Below are 22,613 nucleotides of genomic sequence, written 5' to 3'. Positions count from 1 at the left end.
CATTAATTTGTTAAGGAAATCGATTAAATTACATGTTATATTAAACGCGTCTCGTAATCACAACCTGCTTTCAACTGAATGGAGGGATTTCGAATGAAAGCGATGATAAAGAAAATAGCTGGAGCGGTCTGCACCGTTGTTCTTGTGGTATCTGTGGGAATGAACGCGTTCGCAGCCGGAATATATACCGTAAAATCAGGCGACAGTCTTTGGAAAATCGCCACCGCGAATGGCCTTACCGTAGCTGAGCTGAAACAGTACAACGCCCTTACGTCCGACACGATTCTTGTGGGGCAAAAGCTTGCTTTGTTCCCGTCCCAAAAATACACGGTGAAAAGCGGCGACTCGCTTTGGCTGATTGCTCAAAAATTTGACACAACTATAAATAAGATTACCAGTGGAAACAACCTTGCGGGCACCACTATTTATCCCTGACAGACTTTGTACATACCACTCCCTTCCATCTCATCCAAACAAACTGCGGTTACGAGCTGGCCTTCCGTTACCTACACGGTAAAGACGGGCGACACGGTAAGCGCCGTGGCAAAAAAGTTTGGCACCACTACCGCAAATATTATGAAATACAATTACATGGATCCCGATGAATGGCTGGATGAAGGTGAGAAAATCGCAATCAACGGATACGCACCGCGGAACTATGCAGTAATGCCTGGCGAAAGTTCCGCCCCGGCACGTGTGGGCAAGTTGGTAGACTGGTACCTAGACGGAAAGTATCTGCTGAAGCGAAACGATGTTTTCCAGATTACCGACGTGCAGACCGGCACGCAGTTCAAGGTAAAAATGCTGGGCGGCGTCAACCACTCCGACGTGGAGCCACTAACGGCAACCGATACTGCGGCCATGAAAAAGCTCTTCTCTTCCTGGCAATGGACGCCGCGTCCGGTCGTCATCTTTCACGAAGGAATTAATTTTGCCGCTTCCCTTTCCGGAATGCCACATTCCTATGACACGATTTCAACCAACAACGTAACCGGGCATTTTGACCTGTACTTGTACCACAGTACCGCGCATAACACGAGCGCCTCTACCGCCTATGAGAAGCAGCACGCTGACTGTGTGCAGAAAGCAGCCGGATTAAAATAACAGAAAATAATATTTAAAATGCCTTCGGGGAGTTTGCCGGTTTTCACACCGACGCAAACTCCCCGATTTTATTACACAAGGAGATTTTCTCTTCATTCGCCCACTCTTTGAAGAAACAGCTTGATATTTTCCTGTTCCTTTGCCCGGTCCGCGTCCAGTCTTCCCATTCGGTCGCAAAAGCCGAGAAGGGCAACTTCCCAGTAATCGGTTTCCTGCTTCATGGCTTCTAAATCCGCAAACGGCAGATTCCCGGTTACAAACAAAACCTGCATATGCCACCGAACCAGTCCCGCAACCGATTGAATCAGTTCGGTGTCATCCGTCAGCTGGGCAAGGAACTCCCTGGCTAATTTAGCACCAACCTTTTCATGGTTGTAAGAAGTGATTTTTCCCCGTCGCATGCGGGTGGTATCCGGCTTCCCAATATCGTGCAAAAGCGCCGCCCAGAGCAGCGCCCGTGGATTTCTGCTTTGGCCCTTTTCCTTCGCCGCTTCGTCCACCACCAACATGGTGTGGTTCCACGCATTGCCCTCTGGGTGGTACTTTTTGGACTGCTCTGTGTTTTTTAAACGAATCAGCATGAAAAACGGCTGTTCCCGAAAAATCGGTTCCTCCGAAACGCGATTGATATATACAGACGGCGTTTCATCCTCCTGCAGATGGGAATCCATCTCCTGAAAAAGGTCAGCTTGGTTCATTGCGGCCGCCCGGAATCAGAATCACGGAGTCCAAATTTTGCGCGTGCACTTTCTGCCTGAGGATCATGCTTAATATTTTTGGACGGAAACTTGGTTTTTCCTTTTGCGTTCTGGGAACGGTTCTGATCCTTTCGCTCCATGATGAATCTCCTCCTTTACCGCTGCGTATTTGGTCCGTAAGATACTTTTTTGGTATTGTGTTCCTGATTTTGATTCTCCGGTTTAACGGACTTTGTCACGGCATTGAACATGGCTTTCTGGCGGATTTCTTCCGCTTTATTTGTTTCGCGGTTTACCGCGTTTGGTTTTGTCATTTTTTTGCTTCCCCTTTCCAAATTCAAAATGAATTGCAAATAGGACCAAATAAAGTGTTTAACCTGCCGTATTTTTTATACTTTACAATCTTTACAAGTAAAATTTTGATTCGTTCGAAGCGGCATAAGGCCTGACAAGACCAGTCGGAAAAAGCAGCTTTATTTTTTGCACGCGAATTATATGAAAAAAAACAGAAAAAAATATCATTTGGAACATTTTAACTGAATAATTCGCGGCATGAAATTCAAACTAATTTTTATGTTCCCGTAAAGGATGATGCCATTGATTACACTACTGAAGGGATTGGAATGCTATGCCCCGCGCCATCTGGGCAAACGGGATCTTCTAATCGTTCAGGACAAAATTGCAAAAATAGAGCCGCCGAAAGAGCGGCCCGCAAACCCGCTGATTGACCGTGTGATAGACTGCGAGGGACTTCTTGCATTTCCAGGTTTAATCGACCAGCATGTGCATATTATCGGCGGCGGAGGAGAAGAAGGCTGCATCAGCCGCGTCGGTGAAATGGAACTTGCCGATATTCTTCTGGCCGGGGTAACCACGCTGGTGGGGCTTCTTGGCACGGACGACCGCACCAAGGGGCTGATTTCTCTCCTGGCAAAGGCAAAAGCGCTCCAGCAGCAGGGAATTACCACCTATCTTTACACAGGCAGTTATGCCGTTCCTGCGGTTACCTTCACAAAAGACCTTTGCAACGATTTGTTTCTTATTGATCCGGTGATTGGGACTGGTGAAATCGCTATTTCCGACCATCGTTCCTCCTACCCGGATTTAAACGCGCTGCTGCAGCTTGCACATCAAACGCACGTAGGCGGACTGCTCAGCGGAAAAGCCGGAGTGGTGCATTTCCACGTTGGCGACGGCAAACAGGGTCTTGCACCGCTGGTTCAGCTTCTAGAGCACTCCGACCTTCCGGTGGAAATGTTTGTACCCACCCATGTAAACCGAAACCCCGTGCTTTTTGAAGAAGCAGTTAGCTACTGGAAAAACGGCGGAAATATCGACCTCACATCTGGTGAAACCGCAGGAATTCCGGTACCAACCGCCCTTAAAAAGCTGCTCGACTACCGGGGAAGTTTGGAGCGCGTTACCGTAAGCTCCGATTCAAACGGCAGCATTCCGGGCGGAGGAGTCGGGAAAATCAGCTCTTTATATGAGGATATTCGGAACTGCGTGATTCACAGCTCCATTCCTCCGGGAACAGCCTTCCTGCCGGTGACCGAAAACGTGGCCAAGGTACTGAAGCTTTATCCCCAAAAAGGAACGCTGGCCGAAGGCAGCGATGCCGATCTTTTAATTACCGATAAAAATTACCAGATTAAGAAACTGTTTTGCATGGGAAGATTAATGGTGGACTGCGGTAAAGTATTACAAAATTAATCTTCCGTTCACAAATATACCCATTAAAATAAAAACGCAGTCTTGAAAAAACAAAGGAGAAAAAGAATTGTCATCATGATGAATACAGAAGGATATCTGGTGATCATAGGCGGCGCGGAAGATAAAAATGGTGATATCACCATTTTAAAACAGGCGCCGGAAATGCTTGCCGAAGAAGATATTCTAACCGTTCTGACCACCGCCACGGAAGAACCCGAACAGGCAGGCCGGGACTACATCGACGTATTTCAGAAAATTGGAATTCAAAATGTTCGGGTATTAAATATCAATACCAGAGATTCCGCGGCCGACCCGCAGAACTGCGAAACCATTCGCAATTCAAAGTGTATCTTTATGACGGGCGGCGACCAGCTGCGCATTACCAGCATCCTTGGCGGAACACCTGCCTGGGAAGAATTAAAGAACCTCTATCAAAACGGCGGAATCATTATGGGAACCAGCGCGGGCGCTTCCGTTATGAGTGAAACCATGGTGGTGCAGGGAAAAGACAACGAACCCGCCCGAAAATGCACCTTAAAAATGGCGCCCGGGCTCGGACTATTCCCCGGGGTCATCATCGACCAGCATTTTGACCAGCGCGGAAGGTTCGGCCGGCTGCTTTGCGGTGTGGCGGAAAACCCGGACGTTCTGGGCATCGGAATTGACGAGGATACTGCGATTAAGCTGTACCCCGACATGCATTTTGAAATTATCGGCTCAAACGCCGTTACCATAATTGACGGCAAAACCATTCAAAGCTCGAATGTATCCGAACTAAACCCGGATGAAATTCTGGCAATTACGGGCGTTACCGTGCATGCACTCCCGCAGGGATACGGCTTTGATTTAAAAAACAGAAAGGTTCTGCGTTTAAAGGATGGAAACTGAACGAATTCAGATCATGGATTTTATCATTTACCATGGACGTAACATTTACAGCCATAGGCCTGTAATGAAAATGATTGTAGACATTGGCAAATACGGCGAAATTCCCACAAAGGATATCCCGGGTTTCAACGACATGCTGCTGAACGCCTTCCCCGGCCTGCGAAAAAACGTATGCGGGCTGGGTTATGAGGGTGGCTTTCTGGACCGCCTGAACGAAGGCACCTATCTGGCTCACGTGCTGGAACACACGATTCTGGAAATGCAGTATATGGTCGGCTATGACGTCCGGTACGGGAAAACCAGAACCATTCAGGCCAATAACGTCTATTATTTGGTTTATGAATATGAAAACGAAGTCTGCGGACTGGAGTGCGGAAAAGCCGCAGTCTTTATTCTAAACTGCTTCTTGCACGGCGAAGCCATCAATACCGACTCTTTTCTTTCTTACCTGAAAAAAATATCTATTGACGCCGAGCTTGGGCCGAGCACCTCTGCCATTGTAGATGAAGCCAAAAAACGCGGCATCCCGGTCACACGCATCGGCCACGAAAGCCTGGTGCAGCTGGGGTACGGCCGGCACAGCCGATTGGTGGAGTCGACGCTCACCGATGCAACATCGTGCATTTCGGCCGACATTTCCACCAACAAGCAGCTGACCAAAGCCATTTTAAGCGAACACAACATTCCCGTTCCTTACGGGAAAGTGGTTTACTCGGAAATTTCCGCCGTCATGGTGGCGAACCAAATCGGTATGCCTGTGGTAATAAAGCCTTTTGACGGCAATCAGGGCAAAGGGGTTCACCTCAACTTAAATACGGAGGAAGAAATTAAAGCCGCTTATCAAGAAGCCAGCAAATACAGCAGCGGCATTATTGTGGAAAAATTCGTGACCGGGCGCGACTTTCGTGTGTTGGTGGTGGGCGATTCCGTGAAAGCGGTTGCCGAACGGCAGCCGGCCTCCGTTATTGGGGACGGCGTCCACAGTATCCGAGAGCTGGTTGACCTGGTCAATCAGGACGAGCGGCGAGGCGAATCTCATGAAAAACCGCTGACTAAAATCAAACTGGATGACGCCACCAAAAATGTGCTGCAAAAATACAAAATGGACTTTGATTCCATTCCGGAAAAGGGGCAGCGGGTGGTTCTGCGGGAAAACGGGAACCTGAGCACCGGGGGCATTGCCATTGACTGTACCGATACGATTCATCCAGAAAATGCAGAACTGGCCGTACGCGCCGCAAATGCAGTGGGAATCGACATTGCTGGAATCGACATTGTAACAGAGGATATTTCAAAATCCATTGAGGAAACCGGCGGTGCGATTGTGGAGGTTAACGCCGCGCCCGGTATCCGAATGCACCTGTATCCCTCGGAAGGAAAGCCGCGCAACGTTGCAAAGGATATTGTGGACCTGCTTTTTCCGGATGAGGAAGCCTGCCGCTTCCCCATCGTATCCGTCACAGGCACAAACGGTAAAACCACGACGGTACGGCTGATTCACCATGTGCTGCTGCAAACCGGAATTACTGTGGGCATGACCAGCACCAGCGGAACCTTCATCGGAAAACGGCGTATCTGCAAGGGGGACAACTCCGGCCCTAGAAGTGCAAAAACACTTCTTTCCAATAAGCAGATTGACGCGGCGGTGCTGGAAACGGCCCGCGGCGGAATAGTGCGAGAGGGGCTCGGCTACGACCTGGCCGATGTGGGTGTGATTACCAATATTGCAGAAGACCACCTTGGGCTGGACGGAATTGATACCCTGGAAGATCTTGCCTTTGTAAAATCGCTGGTTGCAGAAGCCGTAAAAAAGGACGGGTACGCCGTATTGAACGCGCGTGACAGCATCACACCATATATTTTAAACCGTGTAAAATCCAAAAAGATCCTCTTCGGCATTAAGGAAAGTGACGTCGCCCCGTATCTTGGTCAGGGCTGTGTCGGCGTATTCATAGAAGACGGCTGGATTCAGATCCAAGACGGTGCGCAGCGGACCGGCGTGCTGCGTGTAGATGAAATTCCCATTACGTTTGGCGGGCTGATCGGCTGCAATGTGGAAAACTGCCTTGCCGCCGTTTCCGCTCTGTATGGACTGCATATTCCGGTTGGAATCATCGCCTGCGGCCTGCGCAGCTTTCAGGAAAACGAGGGACGCTTTAATTTGTTCCAACTGCGGGGATTCCATGTTATGCTGGACTACGGCCATAATCCCGCAGGGTACCGGCAGGTGCTGGGAACCTGCCGCAAACTGGAGCACCGCCGCTTAATCGGGGTCATCGGAATGCCGGGCGACCGACAGGACAAATCCATCCGGGAAGCCGGAAAGCTCTGTGCCGGAGCGTTCGACCGGATTTATATTAAGGAGGATCAGGACCTTCGCGGCAGAAAACCCGGTGAAGTTGCTGCGCTGTTCCAGGATGCCATTCTTGCAGAAGGATTCCCTCAGCAGCAGGTAGCGGTAATCGAACCCGAGCTGGAAGCGCTGAAAGCGGCAGTAGCCGGCGCGGAAAGCGGGGATTTAATCGTCGTGTTCTATGAACACCTTGACCCGCTCCGCGATTATCTGGAAGCGAGCGGCGCGCAAAGCATCCGCTTTGACGCGAAACCAGAACCGGTACAGCACGCAAACGTCATCAATCTATAAATGATCCCTTTTAAAAAATGCCTGTGATCCATATGTTGGATCACAGGCATTTCCTAATATGGGCGCATGCCGATTCTTTTCTCCACTTCGGCAATGGGGACAACCAATTCCGCCCAAAAATGACATAATCCCGCTTCTGACGCATATAAATGAACTAATCTTACAGATCGGACGGTGGCATCCTGCTTGGTTCTGATGATTCGACGGAAGCATTTTTACATTATTCTGGCCTGTCTGTTGGTGGCCGTTACCGCAATCCTTTTCTTCGCAAACCGGTCCATACAGGCGGTCGCCACAGCCACATCCCCCGCAAACACCAACTGGGGGCTCGGCTTTGGGGAAAACGGAAAACAGCCGACCGGAAACGCCTCGGCGGATTTTTTAAAGCAGTATAACGCCTATTACGTTGGCTCAGCCGATCAAAAAATAATTTACCTGACGTTTGACGCGGGTTACGAAAACGGTTATACGCCCGCCATTCTGGACGCCTTAAAAAAGCACAATGTGAAAGCCACCTTTTTTGTTGTGGGAAACTACCTGGACACCAACCCAGAACTGATAAAGCGCATGGTCAGTGAGGGCCATATTGTGGGAAACCACACCAACACCCACCCGGATATGTCCAAAATCGCGGATATGGCTTCTTTCCAAAAGGAAATCGAAGCAGTGGAAAGCAAATTTCAGAAAATTACCGGGCAAAGTATGCAGAAATTTTACCGCCCGCCGCAGGGGAAATACAGCGTCAACAACCTGAAGCAAGCGAACGAACTCGGTTATCGCACCATATTCTGGAGCCTTGCCTATGTGGACTGGTATCAGGATAAACAGCCGAGCCGGGACGAGGCGTTTTCCAAGCTGATTCCCCGGATTCACCCCGGTGCCATTGTACTGCTGCACAGCACTTCCAAAACAAACGCGCAGATTCTGGATGAACTGCTGACAAAATGGGAATCCATGGGGTACACATTCGGTACACTTACGCAGCTTTGCGGTACATAAATCATTCATTTCCGTTCCATTCAAACAAAAAGCAGAGGGTGCTGCAAAATGAAGGAAGATTCATTTTGCAGCACCCTCTGTATGGAAAAGTGGCTTTTAACCGCCATCTTTTGGCTTCATTTGGATAAATTCCGTACAAACCAAAAGCGGTTGGTTCGAAAATTAAAAACCGAAACAGCCGGGGTTAATGTCTGGGGTGGTCACGAACCACCAAAACCGCCTGTATCATTGCGGAAAGCACCTGCGCGTTCGTTTGCGGATCGGGATCCCGCGTGGACTGCCCCTCCCGGAGCACTTTATATTTTGCCGGCAGTTTATTTAGCGAAAGGGCGATAATGTCCTTTTTGCAGCGGTCGCACCGGCAGCATTTAAACCGGGACAAAACAGAATCCAGTTTTCCGATCACAATGGATTCCATGGCATTCACCAATACCGTAGACTGCGTGTTCATGGAAGGGACGCCGATTTCCCTGCGGATCATCTGGCGGCGCTGAATGGGCGGATCCTCGGGTTCTGCAGTCTGCTTTTCCGGCTCTGCGGGCTGCTGTGCATTTTCTTCCTCGACCTCATTCTTTGGTTCTTCCCCCGGTTCTTCCTGCTGGGTCAGCTTGTTCTTGACGGCGGACGGCATCAGTTTTTTATACATTAAGTCCTTATCAATTTCTTTTTTCGTCCTCGCCATGCTCATACTCCCTTTGTCAATAATTCATCGATAAATCTTAAATAATCCTTCGATATATTATTTTTCGGCGCGTAATCCAAAATACTTTGCTGAACGGACTGTGCTTCGCTGACCACCACGCTGCTGCGGATGTAAGTGTCGAACAATCGAATGTTCAAATCGTTCGCAATCAGCTCCGCTGTGCCGCGGATTTCCCTACTCAGCAGGGTGCGCGGGTTAAACTTCGTCAACAAAATCCCAGCGATGGATAGCTTGGAGTTACAGTACTTTTTTACCCGCTCCACCGTTTCATACAGCTGCGCAATTCCCTGCAGGCTGAAGATATCGGAAAGCATAGGGACCAGGACATAATCGGACGCAGTAAAAGCGTTAATTGTCAGAATACCAAGATTCGGCGGCGTATCCAATATGATATAATCATACAGGTCCAGAATGGGCTTTATAGCTTCCTGCAACAGATATTCACGCCCGGTGTTGGTAAATTCCAGTTCAATTCCGCTGAGCAAAATGCTGGATATGATAATATCGATGATGTTTGTTTTTTGAATAGCGAACTGGGTTTTCACGTCACCTTTCAGCACGTCATAAATGGACGCGCTTGTTTCGGTATCTGCACCCACGCTGAACCCCAAATTCCCCTGCGGGTCAAGGTCTATGGTCAGTACGCGAAACCCCTTTTTCTTCAAACCAACGGCAAGGCAGCAGGACGTGGTTGTCTTGCCCACTCCTCCCTTTTGGTTCGAAACGGATATAACCTTGCTCATCCCTCTATCTCCTTCACTCCCGGTAAAGAGTAAAATCCACATTACACATTATTTTTTTATTATACTATGGCAGTCCCCGTTGCACAAGATTCCCCGTCCCACAGTGTGGGCAAAATTTTGGTGACAGGAAAAGCGAAAGTTGTTGAATCCGAAGGGTAGGAAGAATATAATAGATGAAAAACCACAAAATATTTTTCATTGGAATTAAGATTCTATCACTTGCACCATAATATGGAGAAAGAATGGCAAATTTATGACCAAACCGCAAACATGGAAACCTGAATCCTTCGACCTGATGCAATATTTTTACAGCAGGGTGCATCAACCGCTGATTCATGTTAAAATAGAGCTGGACGGCTGTTTAAACGAAACGCTCCTAAAAAAGAGCGGTACTCTTTACTCTTTACTCTGAACGCCATTCCGCAGCTGGGCTGCCGGTTTGACCGCTCTTCTTCCCGAACCAGGTGGGTAAAACAGGACTTTCCAGTGGACCGCTTTGTAACGGTTGTGTCAGATTTGCAGGATACGGATGCAGCCGCTATGGCCGCACTGGCGGAAACAATTGACCCCGAAGCCGGCCCGCAAATCCGGTTAACGTTGGTACGAAAAACCGAGAAAGATATTCTCTGTGTGGTTGTAAACCATATGATTTGCGACGGGGCGGGATTAAAAGAGTATCTTTATCTACTCGCTTCACTTCATAACCAACTGTACGCACAGCCCGACTATATACCTGTTTTAACAGCCGGACCAAGGAGTGCCCTGACAGTTTTGAAAAGATTAAGCCCGCGTGAAAAGTTGCAGACCCTTTTTACCCGTTATGACCTTTCCCGGCAGCGTGTACAGCCGGTTTATCGGCTGCAGGGCTGCCAAAACCGTCCTATTTTCACACGGATCGTTTTGCAGGAGGAAGAGTTCACTGCCTTGAAGCGTTGGGCAAAGTAACGGGGGTTTACAGTAAACGACGGTATTCTCGTCGCTTATCTCCGCGTACTGCACAGCCGAACCGGAGCCGAAGAAATTACCATTCCATGCCCGGTGGACCTGCGCCGATACCTGCCGAACAACCATTCGTTCGGCATCAGCAACTTAACCAGCAATTATCTCTATACCGTGACGATACGCAGCGGTGATCCGTTTCATGTAACCGCAAAGCAGGTCGCAGAACAAATCAAGCAGCAGAAATCCAGTCTGGCCTGTTTAAAATCGATTCTCATGGCGGAGTTCGCCTTTCATGCAATTCCTTTTCGTATCCTGGAAAAGCAGTTTGACCGGCTGTTTAAAATCCCGGTTTTGTCTTATACCAACTTGGGAATTCTGGACCGCACGCGGCTTTCTTTTGCCGGTTTGCAGATAACGGACGCCTATATGACCGGCGCGGTAAAACAGGTTCCATACTTTCAGATTGCCATCAGCACATTCGGCGGAGCGTGCTCCATCAGCTGCAACCTATACGGTACCCCCGGCGATAAAGAGGAAATAGGACGTTTCCTGTCCGATGTGCATTTTGAACTTTCTCCAAAACCCTAAAAAACCTTATTCCTACGAATGCCCGTACAGAAAGAATAGGAGAGATACATATGAAAGCGCTGATTTTATATTTCAGCGGAACTGGAAATACGAAATTTATCGCAAAACAGATTGCGGCTGACCTGGAAGAGCTGCAATGTGAAACCATGCTCTATTCTATAGAAGATGCCCCCAAGATTGAACCGGACTCCTATGACCTGTTGGTGCTTGGGAGCCCAAAATATTTCGAATATCCTGTTTTCTTTTTCCTCGATTATTTGAAAGAGAACCTTCCCTGCAGTTCCAAACCGGTTCCTACCATGATGTACTGCACTCAGGCCAGCCCTTTGATGACGGATTTTACAAAAGTCAAAAAAATGCTGGCTGCAAAAAACCACAATTTAATCATCGGAAAAAGCCTTCCGGTAGCAAACAACTTCCTGATTTTCAAGAGCTTTGAAAAAACCACTCCGGAGAAGCGGAAGGCCAACCTGGAAGCAGCGCTTGCAGAGTGCCGGCAGCTATCCGAAAAATTAGTAAAAGGCACGCCCAGCGAAGAAAACATTGGAAAAGCCCTTGCGGTGGCCGATCGAGCCGTGGCGGTCCTATGCAACAAACTGTTTCCGGTTTTCGCCATGAAATACGGTGCCGGGGAAAGCTGCATCGGCTGCGGTCTTTGCGCAAAAAAATGTCCGAAGAACAACATTAAAATGGCAAACGGACGGCCGGAATTCGGGAAAAGCTGCATTTTTTGCACCCGATGCGTTAATAACTGTCCGGTTCATGCCATTACCTATCATAATCAAACCTGCGAACAATATCATATGATTGAAAAAATTTAACGGGAGGCTCTTTCCATGGAATTTGCACTGATTCTGCATGAAGATGTTCCCAGCACACTGATTTCCCTGCTGAAACAAGTCCTTGGCACCTCAAAATCTTTTCCTCTGGACCAGTTTGATGGAAATTTTCAGTCCTGCGCCTATGCGGTTGTATTGGTCCGGCCCCGAAACGGGACGGTGCGCCTCGAAACAGCCGAATGGATTAATCAATATGCAGAGCCGCTTGGGGCGTGCAAAACCGGGTTGATCTGCCTGGAAGGAAACAACTTTGGCGCACGGGAAACTCTTTTCGCAGCGTCGGAGCAATGGAAAAATCTGTTCTGCTTTTACGACAGCATTCAACTGCCCGGGAATCTGAACGAAAAGCGAATCCCCGGGAAGCTGGCCCAGCGCCTGATTCAATGGAAGCGAATGCTGAAAGACGACAGCGACATGCCGGAAACCGATCTTATGAAGCAGGTGGAGGCCATTTTGCGGGCCCACAATACCTGCACGCTTTGTACCGGATTTGGCGGCCATGTACGCGCCACCCCGCTGGAATACATTTATGCCGGAGGTTCCCTGTACTTTTTGACGGAGGGCGGGGAGAAACTGGCCAATATCGCGGTGAACCCGCATGTTTCCATCGCGGTATACAAGGAATTCACCGGGATGGGGGAACTGGAAAGCGTTCAAATCGAAGGAACCGCCAAGCTGGTAGAAGCCTTTTCCCCCGAGTATGTGGACGTAATTACTCAAAAAGGCTACTCGGAAGCGAACTTGAAGGCAATGCCGTTAACTTTAAATATGCTGAAGGTGGAACCAACTCGCTTTGAAATTCTGAAATCGGATTTGAGAAAATCCGGCCACAACACCAAGCAGACATTCCAGAAGCCCATATAATCGGAACTGTTTTGACTTATTAAATTAAGTTTTTCCGGATAATGAACCAAACAGTATATAAAAAACGTATTTCATGAATAAATCATTTTCAGGATAACTTTTCATTCTTTTCGGATATAGCCTTTAATATCATTTTTCTAAACAAGAAGGCAAAGGCGCCGAAGTCCACCTTACATGGCGGATTCCGGCGCCCTTTTGGTTTTACAGGCCAAACCTTTTTTAAAGCATAACATTGTGGAAAGGCGCTGTGTCATGGGAATGACACAGCGCCTCTTCACATTGGTAGTCACGGATTTATGCAATAGAGAGAAAGAAAGAAAAATTCGAACATAAATTAGAATGCAACGTCTTCCCCGTAATATGCGCAGGTAAGAACCTTCAGCATATTTTCGGCGTCGATCGCTCTCGGGTTGGAGCCAGTGCAAGGATCCAGCACTGCATTTTCAGCGATTTCTTTGCTGTGTGCTTTAAAGTCTTCCTCGCTGACACCGTTTTCTTTGTAGGACTGCTTGATACCCAGCTTCTTATTCAGCTCACGAACCATTTCTACAAGAGAATTGGTCAGCTGCTGATCGGTTACGCCCGGCAGGCCGATGGCTCTTGCAATCTCTGCATAGCGCGCCATGCAGGCCTTGGAGTTGTACTGGATGACATTCGGCAGCAGAATTGCGTTGCAGCAGCCGTGCGGAATATGGAACATCGCCCCGGTCTTATGTGCAAGGCTGTGCGCAATGCCAAGAAGCGCATTGGAGAACGCCATACCGGCAAGGCACTGGGCAATGTGCATTTTGCCGCGCGCTTCCACATCGCCGTTGTAAGAAGCAACAAGGTTACCATAAATATCGGAAATCGCCTTAATGGCAAGGGCGTCCGAAAAATCGGAACGGGCGGAAGCAACATAGGCTTCGATTGCATGGGTCAAAGCATCCATACCGGTATGGGCGGTCAGGACTTTCGGCATAGTAAGCGGAATATCCGTGTCCAGAACAGCGATATCCGGGGTAATTTCAAAATCGGCAAGAGGATATTTAATATTGGTGGAATAGTCAGTAATAACAGAGAACGCTGTCACTTCGGAAGCAGTTCCGCTGGTGGAAGGAACCGCTACAAAAATAGCCTTGGTTCTGAGTTTCGGCATTGTGAAAGGATTTTTAATGTCGTCAAAAGTCTTATCCGGATACTCGTAGAAGACCCACATGGCTTTTGCAGCATCCATTGGGGAACCACCGCCAATGGCAACAATCACATCCGGCTGGAATTCGCGCATGGCTTTCGCGCCGTCAAACACCCTCTCAATAGAAGGATCCGGTTCTACTCCATCATAAATGCGGGTTTCCAGTCCGGCATCCTTTAATACATCTTCCAATTTTTTCAGGAAACCGGTTCTTTTCATGGACTGGCCGCCAGTAACGATGAAAGCCTTTTTATAGCCCTTCAGGTTTTTCAGTTCACTGATGGCGTTCGGTCCATAATAAATATCGCGGGGTAATGTAAAACGTGCCATAACTTTTCCTCCAATTTCTTTCAGTTTTTCGTTAAAGATATAACAATCTTTGTTTATATATTAACATTCACTGACTATTTTTTCAAGCCCTTTCTTTCATAAATTTTATTCTGAAATACTGCTCAAAATGAAAGGAAAATCGGTGAAAAAATTATTTGTATGGGCTACACCGAAACCGATCCCGAGCCGCCTTAAGAAAGCACCTGTTCCGCGCAGCGGATGCCGTCTACTGCGGCGGAAATAATCCCCCCGGCGTAACCTGCTCCCTCGCCGCATGGATAAAGTCCGGTCACCCCGACCGATTCACAGGTTGTCCCACGTAAAATGCGCACTGGGGACGAACTTCTGGTTTCCACGCCGGTTAAAAGAGCATCCGGGTAAGAAAACCCGCGCAGACGCGCGTTCATCATTACAATTCCCTGCCGCATGGAATCGGCAATTTCCTGCGGGAGGCAGTCGTCCAGATTACAGGGTGTAACGCCGGGCAGATAAGTGGGAGTAACCTCCCCAATGGATTTAGAGGCTCGGCGCTTTAAAAAGTCCTCCACTCGTTGTACCGGGGCAAAATAATTTTCCCCGCCCAGACGGAACGCACTTTCTTCCAACCGGCGCTGCAGCACGACCCCTGCCAAAACATCCTCGCTGCCAAAGTCCTCCGGGCCGACTCCAACTAAAAGGGCAGAGTTGGCATTCTGCCCGTCGCGGGCAAAATTGCTCATTCCATTGGTGACAAGCCGTCCCGGCTCACTTGCCGCCGCCACCACACTGCCGCCCGGGCACATGCAGAAGGTATAAACGCCTCTCCCGTTGGGCAGGTGAACGGCCAGCTTGTAATCCGCCGCGCCAAGGGCGGGATGCCCGGCGAATTTCCCGTACTGTGAAACATCAATCAGCTTTTGCGGGTGTTCTATGCGGGCACCGACCGAAAATGCCTTTTGCTCCATGGGAATCTTCAGCGAACGAAGCAGCTCAAACGTGTCGCGTGCGCTGTGCCCGATTGCCAGAATCACATGCTGCGATTCCACACGGTATGAAGAGACATTCCCGGATTTTACCTCGACCCCGGTAATTTTCCCATCGGTAATGAGGAGGTTCTGCACCGTTGTGTTAAAATGCACCTCGCCGCCAAGGAAAATAATCTTTTCCCGAATATTCTTTACCGTGGAAGGCAGTTTATCCGTACCGATATGTGGTTTGGCCATATACAGGATCTCTTCCGGAGCCCCGGCGGCTACGAACTCTTCCAGCACTTTTCTGGAACGTGAATCTTTCGTTCCCGTATTCAACTTTCCGTCGGAAAAGGTTCCGGCTCCCCCTTCGCCAAACTGTACGTTGCAGTTCGGATTCAGCTTTCCGGTGCGCCAGAAAGTGGAAACCTCTTCCTGGCGCTTTTCCACCGCGCTTCCCCGCTCAAAAACAATCGGCCGCTGCCCCGCCTGTGCAAGAATCAGCGCGGCAAACAAACCGGCCGGGCCAAACCCGACCACCACCGGACGGGCGGGCAGTTTTTTCCCCGCGGGAAGTTCGTAATGATACGGCTGTACGGCAGTAATCTTTTTATCCTGCGGACGGTTGTTCCGGTCACATTCCGCATCCACCGTGCAGATAAAATGGACGTCCTCTTTTTTACGGGCGTCCACCGACTTTTTATAAAGCTTCAGGGAACGGATGGATTCCGGCGGAACTTTCAGCCGTTTCGCCGCAAGGGCGAGCAGGTCTTCCTGCGTACCATCCAAAGGCAGACTAATTTCAGTAATGCGATAAATCAAACAAATAACCGTCCTTTCAACGCTCGTAACAAGCAACCATTTTCCTTTTAAGCCGATTGCTCTATTTCCGCCGTTTTTGATTCCCTGTTTCTCTTCGCGGGCTGGACTTTTTGGGTTTTCCCAAGCCCTTTTCCCCTTCGCTTTCCGCCTTAGCGGCCGAGCGGCCCGCCGCCAGGCCGGTGCTCCATGCCCAGTGAAGGTTAAATCCGCCGCAGTCTCCATCAATATTTAGAATTTCACCCGCAAGATACAGCCCCGGGCAGCACCTGGACTGCAGGTTCGAATCCACTTCGTCCAGTGGGATTCCTCCCGCGGTCACCTGAGCATCTTTCCAGTCCAGCGTACCGGTAACCGGAAAGCGAAACCGTTTGACCGTGCGCGCCACTTCTTCCAGCTGATGCTCATCCAATTCTCCAACCGTTTTCGGCACATGCGGCAAAGCTGCCTTTACAACCTCCGGCGCAACCAGTTTATTTAAAAATCCACTGCACAGTTCCAACGCCGGCAGCTCCTCAATCTCGCTTCGCTGCTTTAAAAATTCCACAATGCGTTCCAACGGATATTCCGGCATAAGGTCGAGCGACAGTTCTAATTTCTGTCTGCCGTATCGCTCCCCGACCATTCGGGACAATTCAAAAATGCAGATGCCGGACAACCCACGTTCGGTAAACTGGACTTCCCCGGAGGATTCCGCAATAAGCTTTCCATCCGCATAGAGCGAAGCCCTGGCGGGGCTGCGCGCACCTTTCAGCGGTTTGGCCCGGCGCGGCTCCGTGGTAACCTGAACCAGCGAAGGAATTAGTTTAGTGCAGTTGTGCCCCAGTTCCTTCAGAATTTGATAACCGCTTCCGTTCGCCCCAAGCTGTGGATAGGCCATTCCTCCTGTGGCAACGATGACTTTGGCGGCGGTGACGGATTCCGTTTCCCGAAACAGTTCAAAACCCTGTGCCGTTTTTTTCAAGCGGGTCACCGGAAAATCACAAATAGTTTCAACCTGAAAGTGCTCCAGCTGACGACGAAGCACGTCCAAAACTGCGGAAGCTTGTAAATTATAAGGATAAACCCGGCCCTCGTCCTGTTCCCGGCAGACCAAACCGATCGATTGAAAAAATGATATTATTTTTTCTGGCGGGTAATGCGAAAGGAAATCCGGTAAAAAAGAGGTATCCCCGTGATAATGTATCGGGTCGATTCCGGAATTAGTCAGATTGCAGCGTCCGTTTCCGGTCGCGAGAATCTTTTTGCCCACACGTGAATTTGCTTCCAATACGACGATACGAGCATGTTTGTGCCTTTTTATATATTCTTCGGCCGCAGCCACGGCTGCCGTAAGTCCGGCAGCTCCCCCGCCGACGACCGCGAGATCATACCTATTCTGAATGAAAAGCCCTCCCTTCCCGTATCCGCTGAACAATCAGCAGGTATGCGGATGATTCTTTCCAGAAGTATAGTATAGACGATCTAAACGGGAAAAGGCAAGCAAATCCATAAATATATGGCTTTCAGCACAAAAAGAGCCGGCGGAACAATCGCTCCGACGGCTCTTTATTTGGAAGAAAATGAAATGGATTTGGGATTCTCTATTAGGAATAATTATAACATGGAGAAAATTACGATATCAAAATCAGGAAGCTTAGTCAAAATATCTCTTCAAAAGGCCCTGGAAACCGCTGCCATGGCGTGCTTCGTCCTTCGCCATTTCATGCACGGTATCGTGGATGGCATCGTAGTTCAGTTCCTTAGCGCGTTTCGCAAGCGCAAGTTTTCCGGAGCATGCACCGGATTCGGCTTCTACACGAAGCTGCAGGTTCTTCTTAGTGCTGTTTGTTACGACTTCGCCGAGCAGCTCTGCAAAACGAGATGCATGGTCGGCTTCTTCATAAGCATACTTGCGGAATGCGGCCGCAATTTCCGGGTAGCCTTCACGGTCAGCCTGACGAGCCATAGCTATGTACATACCAACTTCGCAGCACTCGCCGTTAAAATTGGCAACCAATCCGTCGTAAACTTCTTTATCAATGCCCTTTGCCACACCGATTTCATGCTGGCAGGCGAACGAAACGCCCTCGGTCTGTTCTACGAATTTTTCTTTCGGGGCTTTGCACTGCGGGCAAAACTCAGGAGCTTCTTCTCCTTCATAAACATAACCACATACAGAACATACAAATTTTTTCATTTTAAACAGCCTCCATTATAATAATAAAATGTGATTAAGAGTAAGGCTTTCGCCTTATGAGCAAAGATCAATTTTTGATTTGCTGCTTTTCGATGCACTGGGTGCATAGTCCGTGAAAAACGACATCACAGGAATCGACTTCCAGATGATACGTTTCGGAAACCAGCGTCGCGGAATTTTCCCGCACATACTCGCCCGGAACATCCAGTACCGCACCGCAACCGGAACAGATAAAGTGGGTGTGTGGATGCGTATTTCCGTCATAACGTTCCTGTCCGTTGACTACGCCTACGCTGATAATCGCTCCGCTCTGCTTAAACTGGGCTAGATTTCGGTATACTGTTCCCAAGCTTAAATCCGGATATTCCGGTTTCAGTTTTTGGTAAACCCATTCAGCAGTAGGATGTATGGTTGTACTGCGCAGCGCGTTGAGAATGGCTTCTCGTTTTCTACTGAAATTTTGCTTCTTTTCCATCGCTTCACCTTGATAATAGGAATTATTATTGTTCCTGTTGCTGATATAATAATAGCACTCATTCTCATTTTTGTAAATACCTTTTTTTAAAAAAAGTTAAAAATCTTCCAGTTGGATCTAAAATTTCCGCGATGCTATCGGTAATCCCTGACACCACCGGGGGTTCTCACTAAACGGGCAAGCCCTGTCTATACTGGTAACACTTCAAGTTGCTCGGGGTTTACTTACACTTGAACAATCCTTCTCATCCCCTTGCCCCCTTCCTAACAATGCCTTTCTTGTTTCATGGAAGCAACCTATCTTTGCTTCGAAACCGTAGCAGAAGAGTTGTGGGAAGGTTCGAAAGCCTTTTTGAACTTCCGGCATAACCGGGAATTTTAAATAAAAAAATGGAGTGCCGCAAAATGAACGTTCGCTCATTTTACGGCACTCCCTGATGGAACCGCTTCTATGAACAGCCCACTGGCGATTTCCGGCTGCACCCATATGGCTATCTTCTGCGCAATCGTGTACTTTTTGAAAACGCGCCTGTAAAATATCGCCTTCCCCTCACTTCTTTAATTGACATTCGAATTGACCTGGTTAATCAATTTGGACAGCATTTCATGGGTAACCAAGCCGTTGCTAAAGCTGATGGCCGTGCGAAGCGGTAGGTCACGGATTCCCGTCGGATCCTCCAGATTTGGGAAAATCCGTTTTAAGGTCCCCAGAATCTCCTCGGAAGGATGGCAAGCAAGGAACTCACCCAATGTGGAATTCACCGTCAGCGGACGCCGCGCCTTCGAAGCTGATTTGATTCGTACGGTTGTGCTCAGTTCGATGTCGCGCGAGGATTTTCCAATTAGAATTTCATATGTACCATCCTGAACACACCAATCCTGAAGTTCTTCACTGTAATAAGCAAATGCCCTTCGGTCAAGCTGGAACCCGACGATTTTTGCTTCCCCGGGATTCAATTCTATTTTTTCAAACCCTTTCAGTTCCTTTACCGGGCGGATGACCGCGGACTGATGGTCCTTGACGTAAAGCTGGACAATCTCCTTTCCCGCGCGTTTTCCGGTGTTCCGGACTTTCAGCGTAACACTAAGCGATCCGTTTTCATTGATTTCGCTGTGGTTAACCTCTAAATCGCTGTATTGGAACGTGGTGTAGCTTAATCCGTAGCCAAACGGGAACTGCACCGGTATGCCCTTCTTTTCATAATACCGGTAACCGACAAAAATACCCTCCCGGTATTCCACGGTGTCGCCTTCCCCGGAATAGAACAAATACGACGGGTTGTCGCTGAGTTTGACCGGAATCGTTTCCGCCAGCTTTCCGCAGGGATTGCTGAACCCAAACAGTACATCCACTGCCGCAGCGCCGACCGCTTCGCCGCCGAGGTACAGCTCCAGCAAACCTTTCACCTCATTGACCCACGGCATTTCCACAGGCGCACCGTTGTGCAGAACGACCACCGTGTTCGGCTGCACCTTGGCGACTTCATGAATCAGGCGGTTCTGGCATTCGGGAAGCTTCATGTCCTTTCGGTCAAAGCCCTCGCTTTCAATGTACTCCGGAAGCCCTGCGAAAATAACCGCTACCTTTGCCTGCGCCGCGGCGCGCACCGCTTCCTGCAGCAAGGCCTCATCCTGCTGGTCATCGTCGATGGAAAAGCCAGGCGCATACGTCACCTCAGTTACTTTCTGAACCGCTTCCATGGCGCTTGTGACGCGGTAAGCATTAATATGGGAGCTTCCGCCGCCCTGATACCGGGGAGTTTCCGCAAATTTTCCGATAAAAGCAATTTTATCCTGTCGGTTCAGTGGAAGAATGTCATTCTCATTTTTCAGCAGAACCATGCTTTCGCATTCCACCTGACGGGCAAATTCGTGGTCAGCGTCCCAGTCATGGCAGTGATCTTCCGGCACCTGCACAAGATGACGGTCCGCCAGTTCCAAAACATTTTCCACCGCTTGGTCCAAGTCGCTTTCCTTTAAAACACCGCTGCGAACCGCCCGTACAATTTCCGAGTCGTTAACGCCGCCGCTGGACGGCATTTCAAGGTCAAGACCCGCCGCAACGCCTTTCACGCGGTCGTTAACAGCGCCCCAGTCACTCATGACCAGCCCTTTAAACCCCCATTCCTTGCGCAAAATATCGGTTAGCAGCTTTTTGTTTTCGCTGGCATATTCGCCGTTAATTCGGTTATAGGAACACATGACCGTCCACGGTTTTGCTTTTTTGACCGCCAATTCAAACGCGGTAAGGTATATCTCGCGCAGAGTCCGCTCATCCACCTCTGCGCTTACAGTCATCCGGCGCTCCTCCTGATTATTTGCGCAGAAATGCTTGATGGAAGTCCCCACCTTTTGGCTTTGGACTCCCTGAATGTAAGCGGCCGCCAGTTCGCCGGCCAGCAGTGGGTCTTCCGAAAAATACTCAAAATTGCGTCCGCAAAGCGGTGTTCGCTTAATATTGACGGCGGGTCCCAGTATCACAGAAACCCCCTGCGAACGGCATTCGCTACCAAGAACCTCACCTAATTCAAAAAGAAGATGCCGGTCAAAAGAACACGCGGTTGCACAGGCGGATGGAAAGCATACCGCCGGGTAGCTTTTATTGTGATCCTTCGGATCTTCTTGCCGCAGACCATGAGGACCGTCGGAAACCGTTACCGCGGGGATTCCCAGGCGCTTAACCTCTTTTGTATGCCAAAAATCCGCACCCGAACACAAAGACGCTTTTTCTTCCAAAGTCAGCTGAGACAGAATCTCTTTCTTCTTTTGTTCATTCATCGTATCAACCTCATTTCTGCATACTTTTTCGGCCATTCCATTCAGATGCAGATGGGTGGTGTTTATGCTCCTCCTCCCCCCGCGAAATGGTGGGGAACACCTTCATATTCTGCACTCCGAATCGAAAACGCTGTAAATTTAATTATGATGGATTTTTTCTAATTGTAAATATACAAAATTTATATTTTTCTTTCCTGAAATTTGGCAACAATATGTTTGAAATAATTATAAAACTTGCTACAATAAAAGCGTTGTCTCACGCACCTACCTTTGTGCGGTAAACCTACTTGAAAACGAGGATTGTAAATGATTCAGATCAATAGAAACATGATTAAAAAACAGTTAAAGGACTATGCTCTAATTACCGTCAGCACATTTCTCATTATGATTGGCGTGTACTTTTTTAAGTTTCCGAACAATTTTACATTTGGCGGCGTTACCGGTCTTTCCGTCGTGCTGGGAAAAGTGACACCCTTTTCTCCAAGCATCATCAACCTGATTGTAAACTGTCTTCTCCTGGTTTTAGGTTTTATTTTTCTCGGCAGCGATTTTGCGCTCAAAACCGTATATTCCAGCGTGCTCCTGTCCCTTGGGCTGCCGGTTTTTGACTACATCTATCCCCTGCAGCATCCGCTAACCAACCAACCGATGCTGGAATTGATATTTGCTGTTGCACTGCCGGCTTTTGGTTCCGCTGTTCTGTTTAATATTGGCGCTTCCAGCGGCGGTACCGATATTATCGCTTTGATTCTTAAAAAATACACCAGCGTCGATATTGGGCGTGCGGTGCTTCTCAGCGATATTCTTGTGACCGCTTCGGCGTGCCTGGTGTTCGATATTCAAACGGTCCTGTTTTCTTTTCTGGGCCTGCTGACAAAATCACTCGTGATTGACAACGTGATTGAAAGCATTAACCTTGCAAAATACTTCAACATTATTTGCTCGGAACCGGAAGTGATTTGTGATTTTATCGTTCACAAGCTGAACCGCGGCGCAACGATTTTTGAGGCGAAAGGTGCCTATTCCCATCGTCATAAATACGTCGTCATGACTGCCCTGCGCAGACCCCAGGCGGTTCTGCTCCGGCAGTTTGTAAAAAAAGTGGAGCCGGATGCTTTTATCCTGATTACAAACACCAGTGAGATTATCGGAAAAGGATTTCACGAATAAGCCGGAAAAAGGAGCTC

At 48.9% G+C, this 22,613-nt stretch carries 23 protein-coding genes; 11 read left to right on the top strand and 12 right to left on the bottom strand.

The window, feature by feature from the left end; translation table 11 throughout:
* The first annotated feature begins 93 nt into the window (after positions 1 to 93).
* Together ACSVDI_RS06750 and ACSVDI_RS06745 are read left to right on the top strand one after the other, a co-directional pair.
* Complete coding sequence (locus ACSVDI_RS06750) at positions 94 to 435, top strand: LysM peptidoglycan-binding domain-containing protein (RefSeq protein WP_457945523.1); 342 nt, start codon at positions 94 to 96, stop codon at positions 433 to 435.
* Positions 436 to 441: 6 nt separating this feature from the next.
* Entirely contained in the window at positions 442 to 1,104 is a 663-nt protein-coding gene (locus ACSVDI_RS06745) for a LysM peptidoglycan-binding domain-containing protein (protein ID WP_457945522.1), read from the top strand.
* A 92-nt stretch (positions 1,105 to 1,196) separates the two neighbouring features.
* On the opposite strand, the gene ACSVDI_RS06740 is transcribed toward ACSVDI_RS06745, so the two are convergent.
* The 3 genes from ACSVDI_RS06740 to ACSVDI_RS06730 are packed head-to-tail and all read right to left on the bottom strand — an operon-like array spanning position 1,197 to position 2,116.
* Positions 1,197 to 1,802 carry an HDIG domain-containing metalloprotein gene (locus tag ACSVDI_RS06740; protein ID WP_457945521.1) on the bottom strand — a complete coding sequence of 202 codons (606 nt, stop codon included), beginning with the start codon at positions 1,800 to 1,802 and terminating at the stop codon, positions 1,197 to 1,199.
* Entirely contained in the window at positions 1,799 to 1,942 is a 144-nt protein-coding gene (locus ACSVDI_RS06735) for a CPC_1213 family protein (protein WP_457945520.1), read from the bottom strand. The genes ACSVDI_RS06740 and ACSVDI_RS06735 overlap by 4 nt, the downstream gene beginning before the upstream one ends.
* 15 nt (positions 1,943 to 1,957) lie before the next feature.
* On the bottom strand, positions 1,958 to 2,116 hold the full coding sequence (locus ACSVDI_RS06730) for a hypothetical protein (RefSeq protein ID WP_457945519.1): 159 nt from the start codon (positions 2,114 to 2,116) through the stop codon (positions 1,958 to 1,960).
* A 283-nt stretch (positions 2,117 to 2,399) separates the two neighbouring features.
* Here ACSVDI_RS06730 and iadA point away from each other — a divergent pair, with 283 nt between their 5' ends.
* The 4 genes from iadA to pdaA all read left to right on the top strand — a co-directional run bounded on the left by iadA (position 2,400) and on the right by pdaA (position 8,046).
* Entirely contained in the window at positions 2,400 to 3,515 is a 1,116-nt protein-coding gene (gene iadA / locus ACSVDI_RS06725) for a beta-aspartyl-peptidase (protein WP_457945518.1), read from the top strand.
* Between the two features lie 72 nt (positions 3,516 to 3,587).
* Entirely contained in the window at positions 3,588 to 4,403 is an 816-nt protein-coding gene (locus ACSVDI_RS06720; RefSeq protein ID WP_457945613.1) for a cyanophycinase, read from the top strand.
* Positions 4,404 to 4,416: 13 nt separating this feature from the next.
* Positions 4,417 to 7,047, top strand: a complete 2,631-nt coding sequence (cphA, locus tag ACSVDI_RS06715) for a cyanophycin synthetase (protein WP_457945517.1) — start codon at positions 4,417 to 4,419, stop codon at positions 7,045 to 7,047.
* 195 nt (positions 7,048 to 7,242) lie between these two features.
* Entirely contained in the window at positions 7,243 to 8,046 is an 804-nt protein-coding gene (gene pdaA / locus ACSVDI_RS06710) for a delta-lactam-biosynthetic de-N-acetylase (RefSeq protein ID WP_457945612.1), read from the top strand.
* 184 nt (positions 8,047 to 8,230) lie between these two features.
* Here the strand turns inward: pdaA and ACSVDI_RS06705 are convergent, their stop codons facing one another.
* Positions 8,231 to 8,728, bottom strand: coding sequence for a late competence development ComFB family protein (locus ACSVDI_RS06705; RefSeq protein WP_457945516.1), 498 nt, complete (start codon positions 8,726 to 8,728; stop codon positions 8,231 to 8,233).
* A 2-nt stretch (positions 8,729 to 8,730) separates the two neighbouring features.
* The gene (locus tag ACSVDI_RS06700) at positions 8,731 to 9,492 is read right to left on the bottom strand and encodes a ParA family protein (RefSeq protein WP_457945515.1); all 762 of its coding nucleotides are present in this window, start codon (positions 9,490 to 9,492) and stop codon (positions 8,731 to 8,733) included.
* Between the two features lie 486 nt (positions 9,493 to 9,978).
* Between ACSVDI_RS06700 and ACSVDI_RS06695 the strand changes: the two genes are divergently transcribed.
* The 4 genes from ACSVDI_RS06695 (at position 9,979) to ACSVDI_RS06680 (ending at position 12,725) form a co-directional block, all read left to right on the top strand.
* Positions 9,979 to 10,437, top strand: a complete 459-nt coding sequence (locus ACSVDI_RS06695; protein ID WP_457945514.1) for a hypothetical protein — start codon at positions 9,979 to 9,981, stop codon at positions 10,435 to 10,437.
* Between the two features lie 93 nt (positions 10,438 to 10,530).
* Positions 10,531 to 11,022, top strand: a complete 492-nt coding sequence (locus ACSVDI_RS06690) for a hypothetical protein (RefSeq protein WP_457945513.1) — start codon at positions 10,531 to 10,533, stop codon at positions 11,020 to 11,022.
* Between the two features lie 50 nt (positions 11,023 to 11,072).
* On the top strand, positions 11,073 to 11,843 hold the full coding sequence (locus ACSVDI_RS06685; RefSeq protein ID WP_457945512.1) for an EFR1 family ferrodoxin: 771 nt from the start codon (positions 11,073 to 11,075) through the stop codon (positions 11,841 to 11,843).
* Positions 11,844 to 11,858: 15 nt separating this feature from the next.
* Entirely contained in the window at positions 11,859 to 12,725 is an 867-nt protein-coding gene (locus ACSVDI_RS06680) for a pyridoxamine 5'-phosphate oxidase family protein (protein WP_457945511.1), read from the top strand.
* Positions 12,726 to 13,059: 334 nt separating this feature from the next.
* Here the strand turns inward: ACSVDI_RS06680 and ACSVDI_RS06675 are convergent, their stop codons facing one another.
* The 7 genes from ACSVDI_RS06675 to ACSVDI_RS06645 all read right to left on the bottom strand — a co-directional run bounded on the left by ACSVDI_RS06675 (position 13,060) and on the right by ACSVDI_RS06645 (position 21,426).
* Positions 13,060 to 14,229, bottom strand: a complete 1,170-nt coding sequence (locus tag ACSVDI_RS06675; protein WP_457945510.1) for an iron-containing alcohol dehydrogenase — start codon at positions 14,227 to 14,229, stop codon at positions 13,060 to 13,062.
* Positions 14,230 to 14,420: 191 nt separating this feature from the next.
* Positions 14,421 to 15,995, bottom strand: a complete 1,575-nt coding sequence (locus ACSVDI_RS06670; protein ID WP_457945611.1) for an NAD(P)/FAD-dependent oxidoreductase — start codon at positions 15,993 to 15,995, stop codon at positions 14,421 to 14,423.
* Between the two features lie 64 nt (positions 15,996 to 16,059).
* Complete coding sequence (locus tag ACSVDI_RS06665; RefSeq protein ID WP_457945509.1) at positions 16,060 to 17,412, bottom strand: NAD(P)/FAD-dependent oxidoreductase; 1,353 nt, start codon at positions 17,410 to 17,412, stop codon at positions 16,060 to 16,062.
* 219 nt (positions 17,413 to 17,631) lie between these two features.
* Positions 17,632 to 18,174, bottom strand: a complete 543-nt coding sequence (locus ACSVDI_RS06660) for an NADH peroxidase (RefSeq protein WP_457945508.1) — start codon at positions 18,172 to 18,174, stop codon at positions 17,632 to 17,634.
* Positions 18,175 to 18,241: 67 nt separating this feature from the next.
* Positions 18,242 to 18,649, bottom strand: coding sequence for a Fur family transcriptional regulator (locus ACSVDI_RS06655; protein WP_457945507.1), 408 nt, complete (start codon positions 18,647 to 18,649; stop codon positions 18,242 to 18,244).
* A gap of 204 nt (positions 18,650 to 18,853) precedes the next feature.
* Complete coding sequence (locus tag ACSVDI_RS06650) at positions 18,854 to 19,069, bottom strand: hypothetical protein (protein WP_457945506.1); 216 nt, start codon at positions 19,067 to 19,069, stop codon at positions 18,854 to 18,856.
* Positions 19,070 to 19,206: 137 nt separating this feature from the next.
* A complete protein-coding gene (locus tag ACSVDI_RS06645; protein WP_457945505.1) occupies positions 19,207 to 21,426 on the bottom strand; it encodes a glycoside hydrolase family 3 C-terminal domain-containing protein in 2,220 nt (739 codons plus the stop codon).
* 306 nt (positions 21,427 to 21,732) lie between these two features.
* Here ACSVDI_RS06645 and ACSVDI_RS06640 point away from each other — a divergent pair, with 306 nt between their 5' ends.
* Positions 21,733 to 22,596 carry a YitT family protein gene (locus tag ACSVDI_RS06640; protein WP_457945504.1) on the top strand — a complete coding sequence of 288 codons (864 nt, stop codon included), beginning with the start codon at positions 21,733 to 21,735 and terminating at the stop codon, positions 22,594 to 22,596.
* Positions 22,597 to 22,613: the final 17 nt, after the last annotated feature.

It is taken from the genome of Caproiciproducens sp. LBM24188 (genome assembly GCF_054130445.1).
This window is presented reverse-complemented; position numbering and strand designations above follow the sequence as displayed.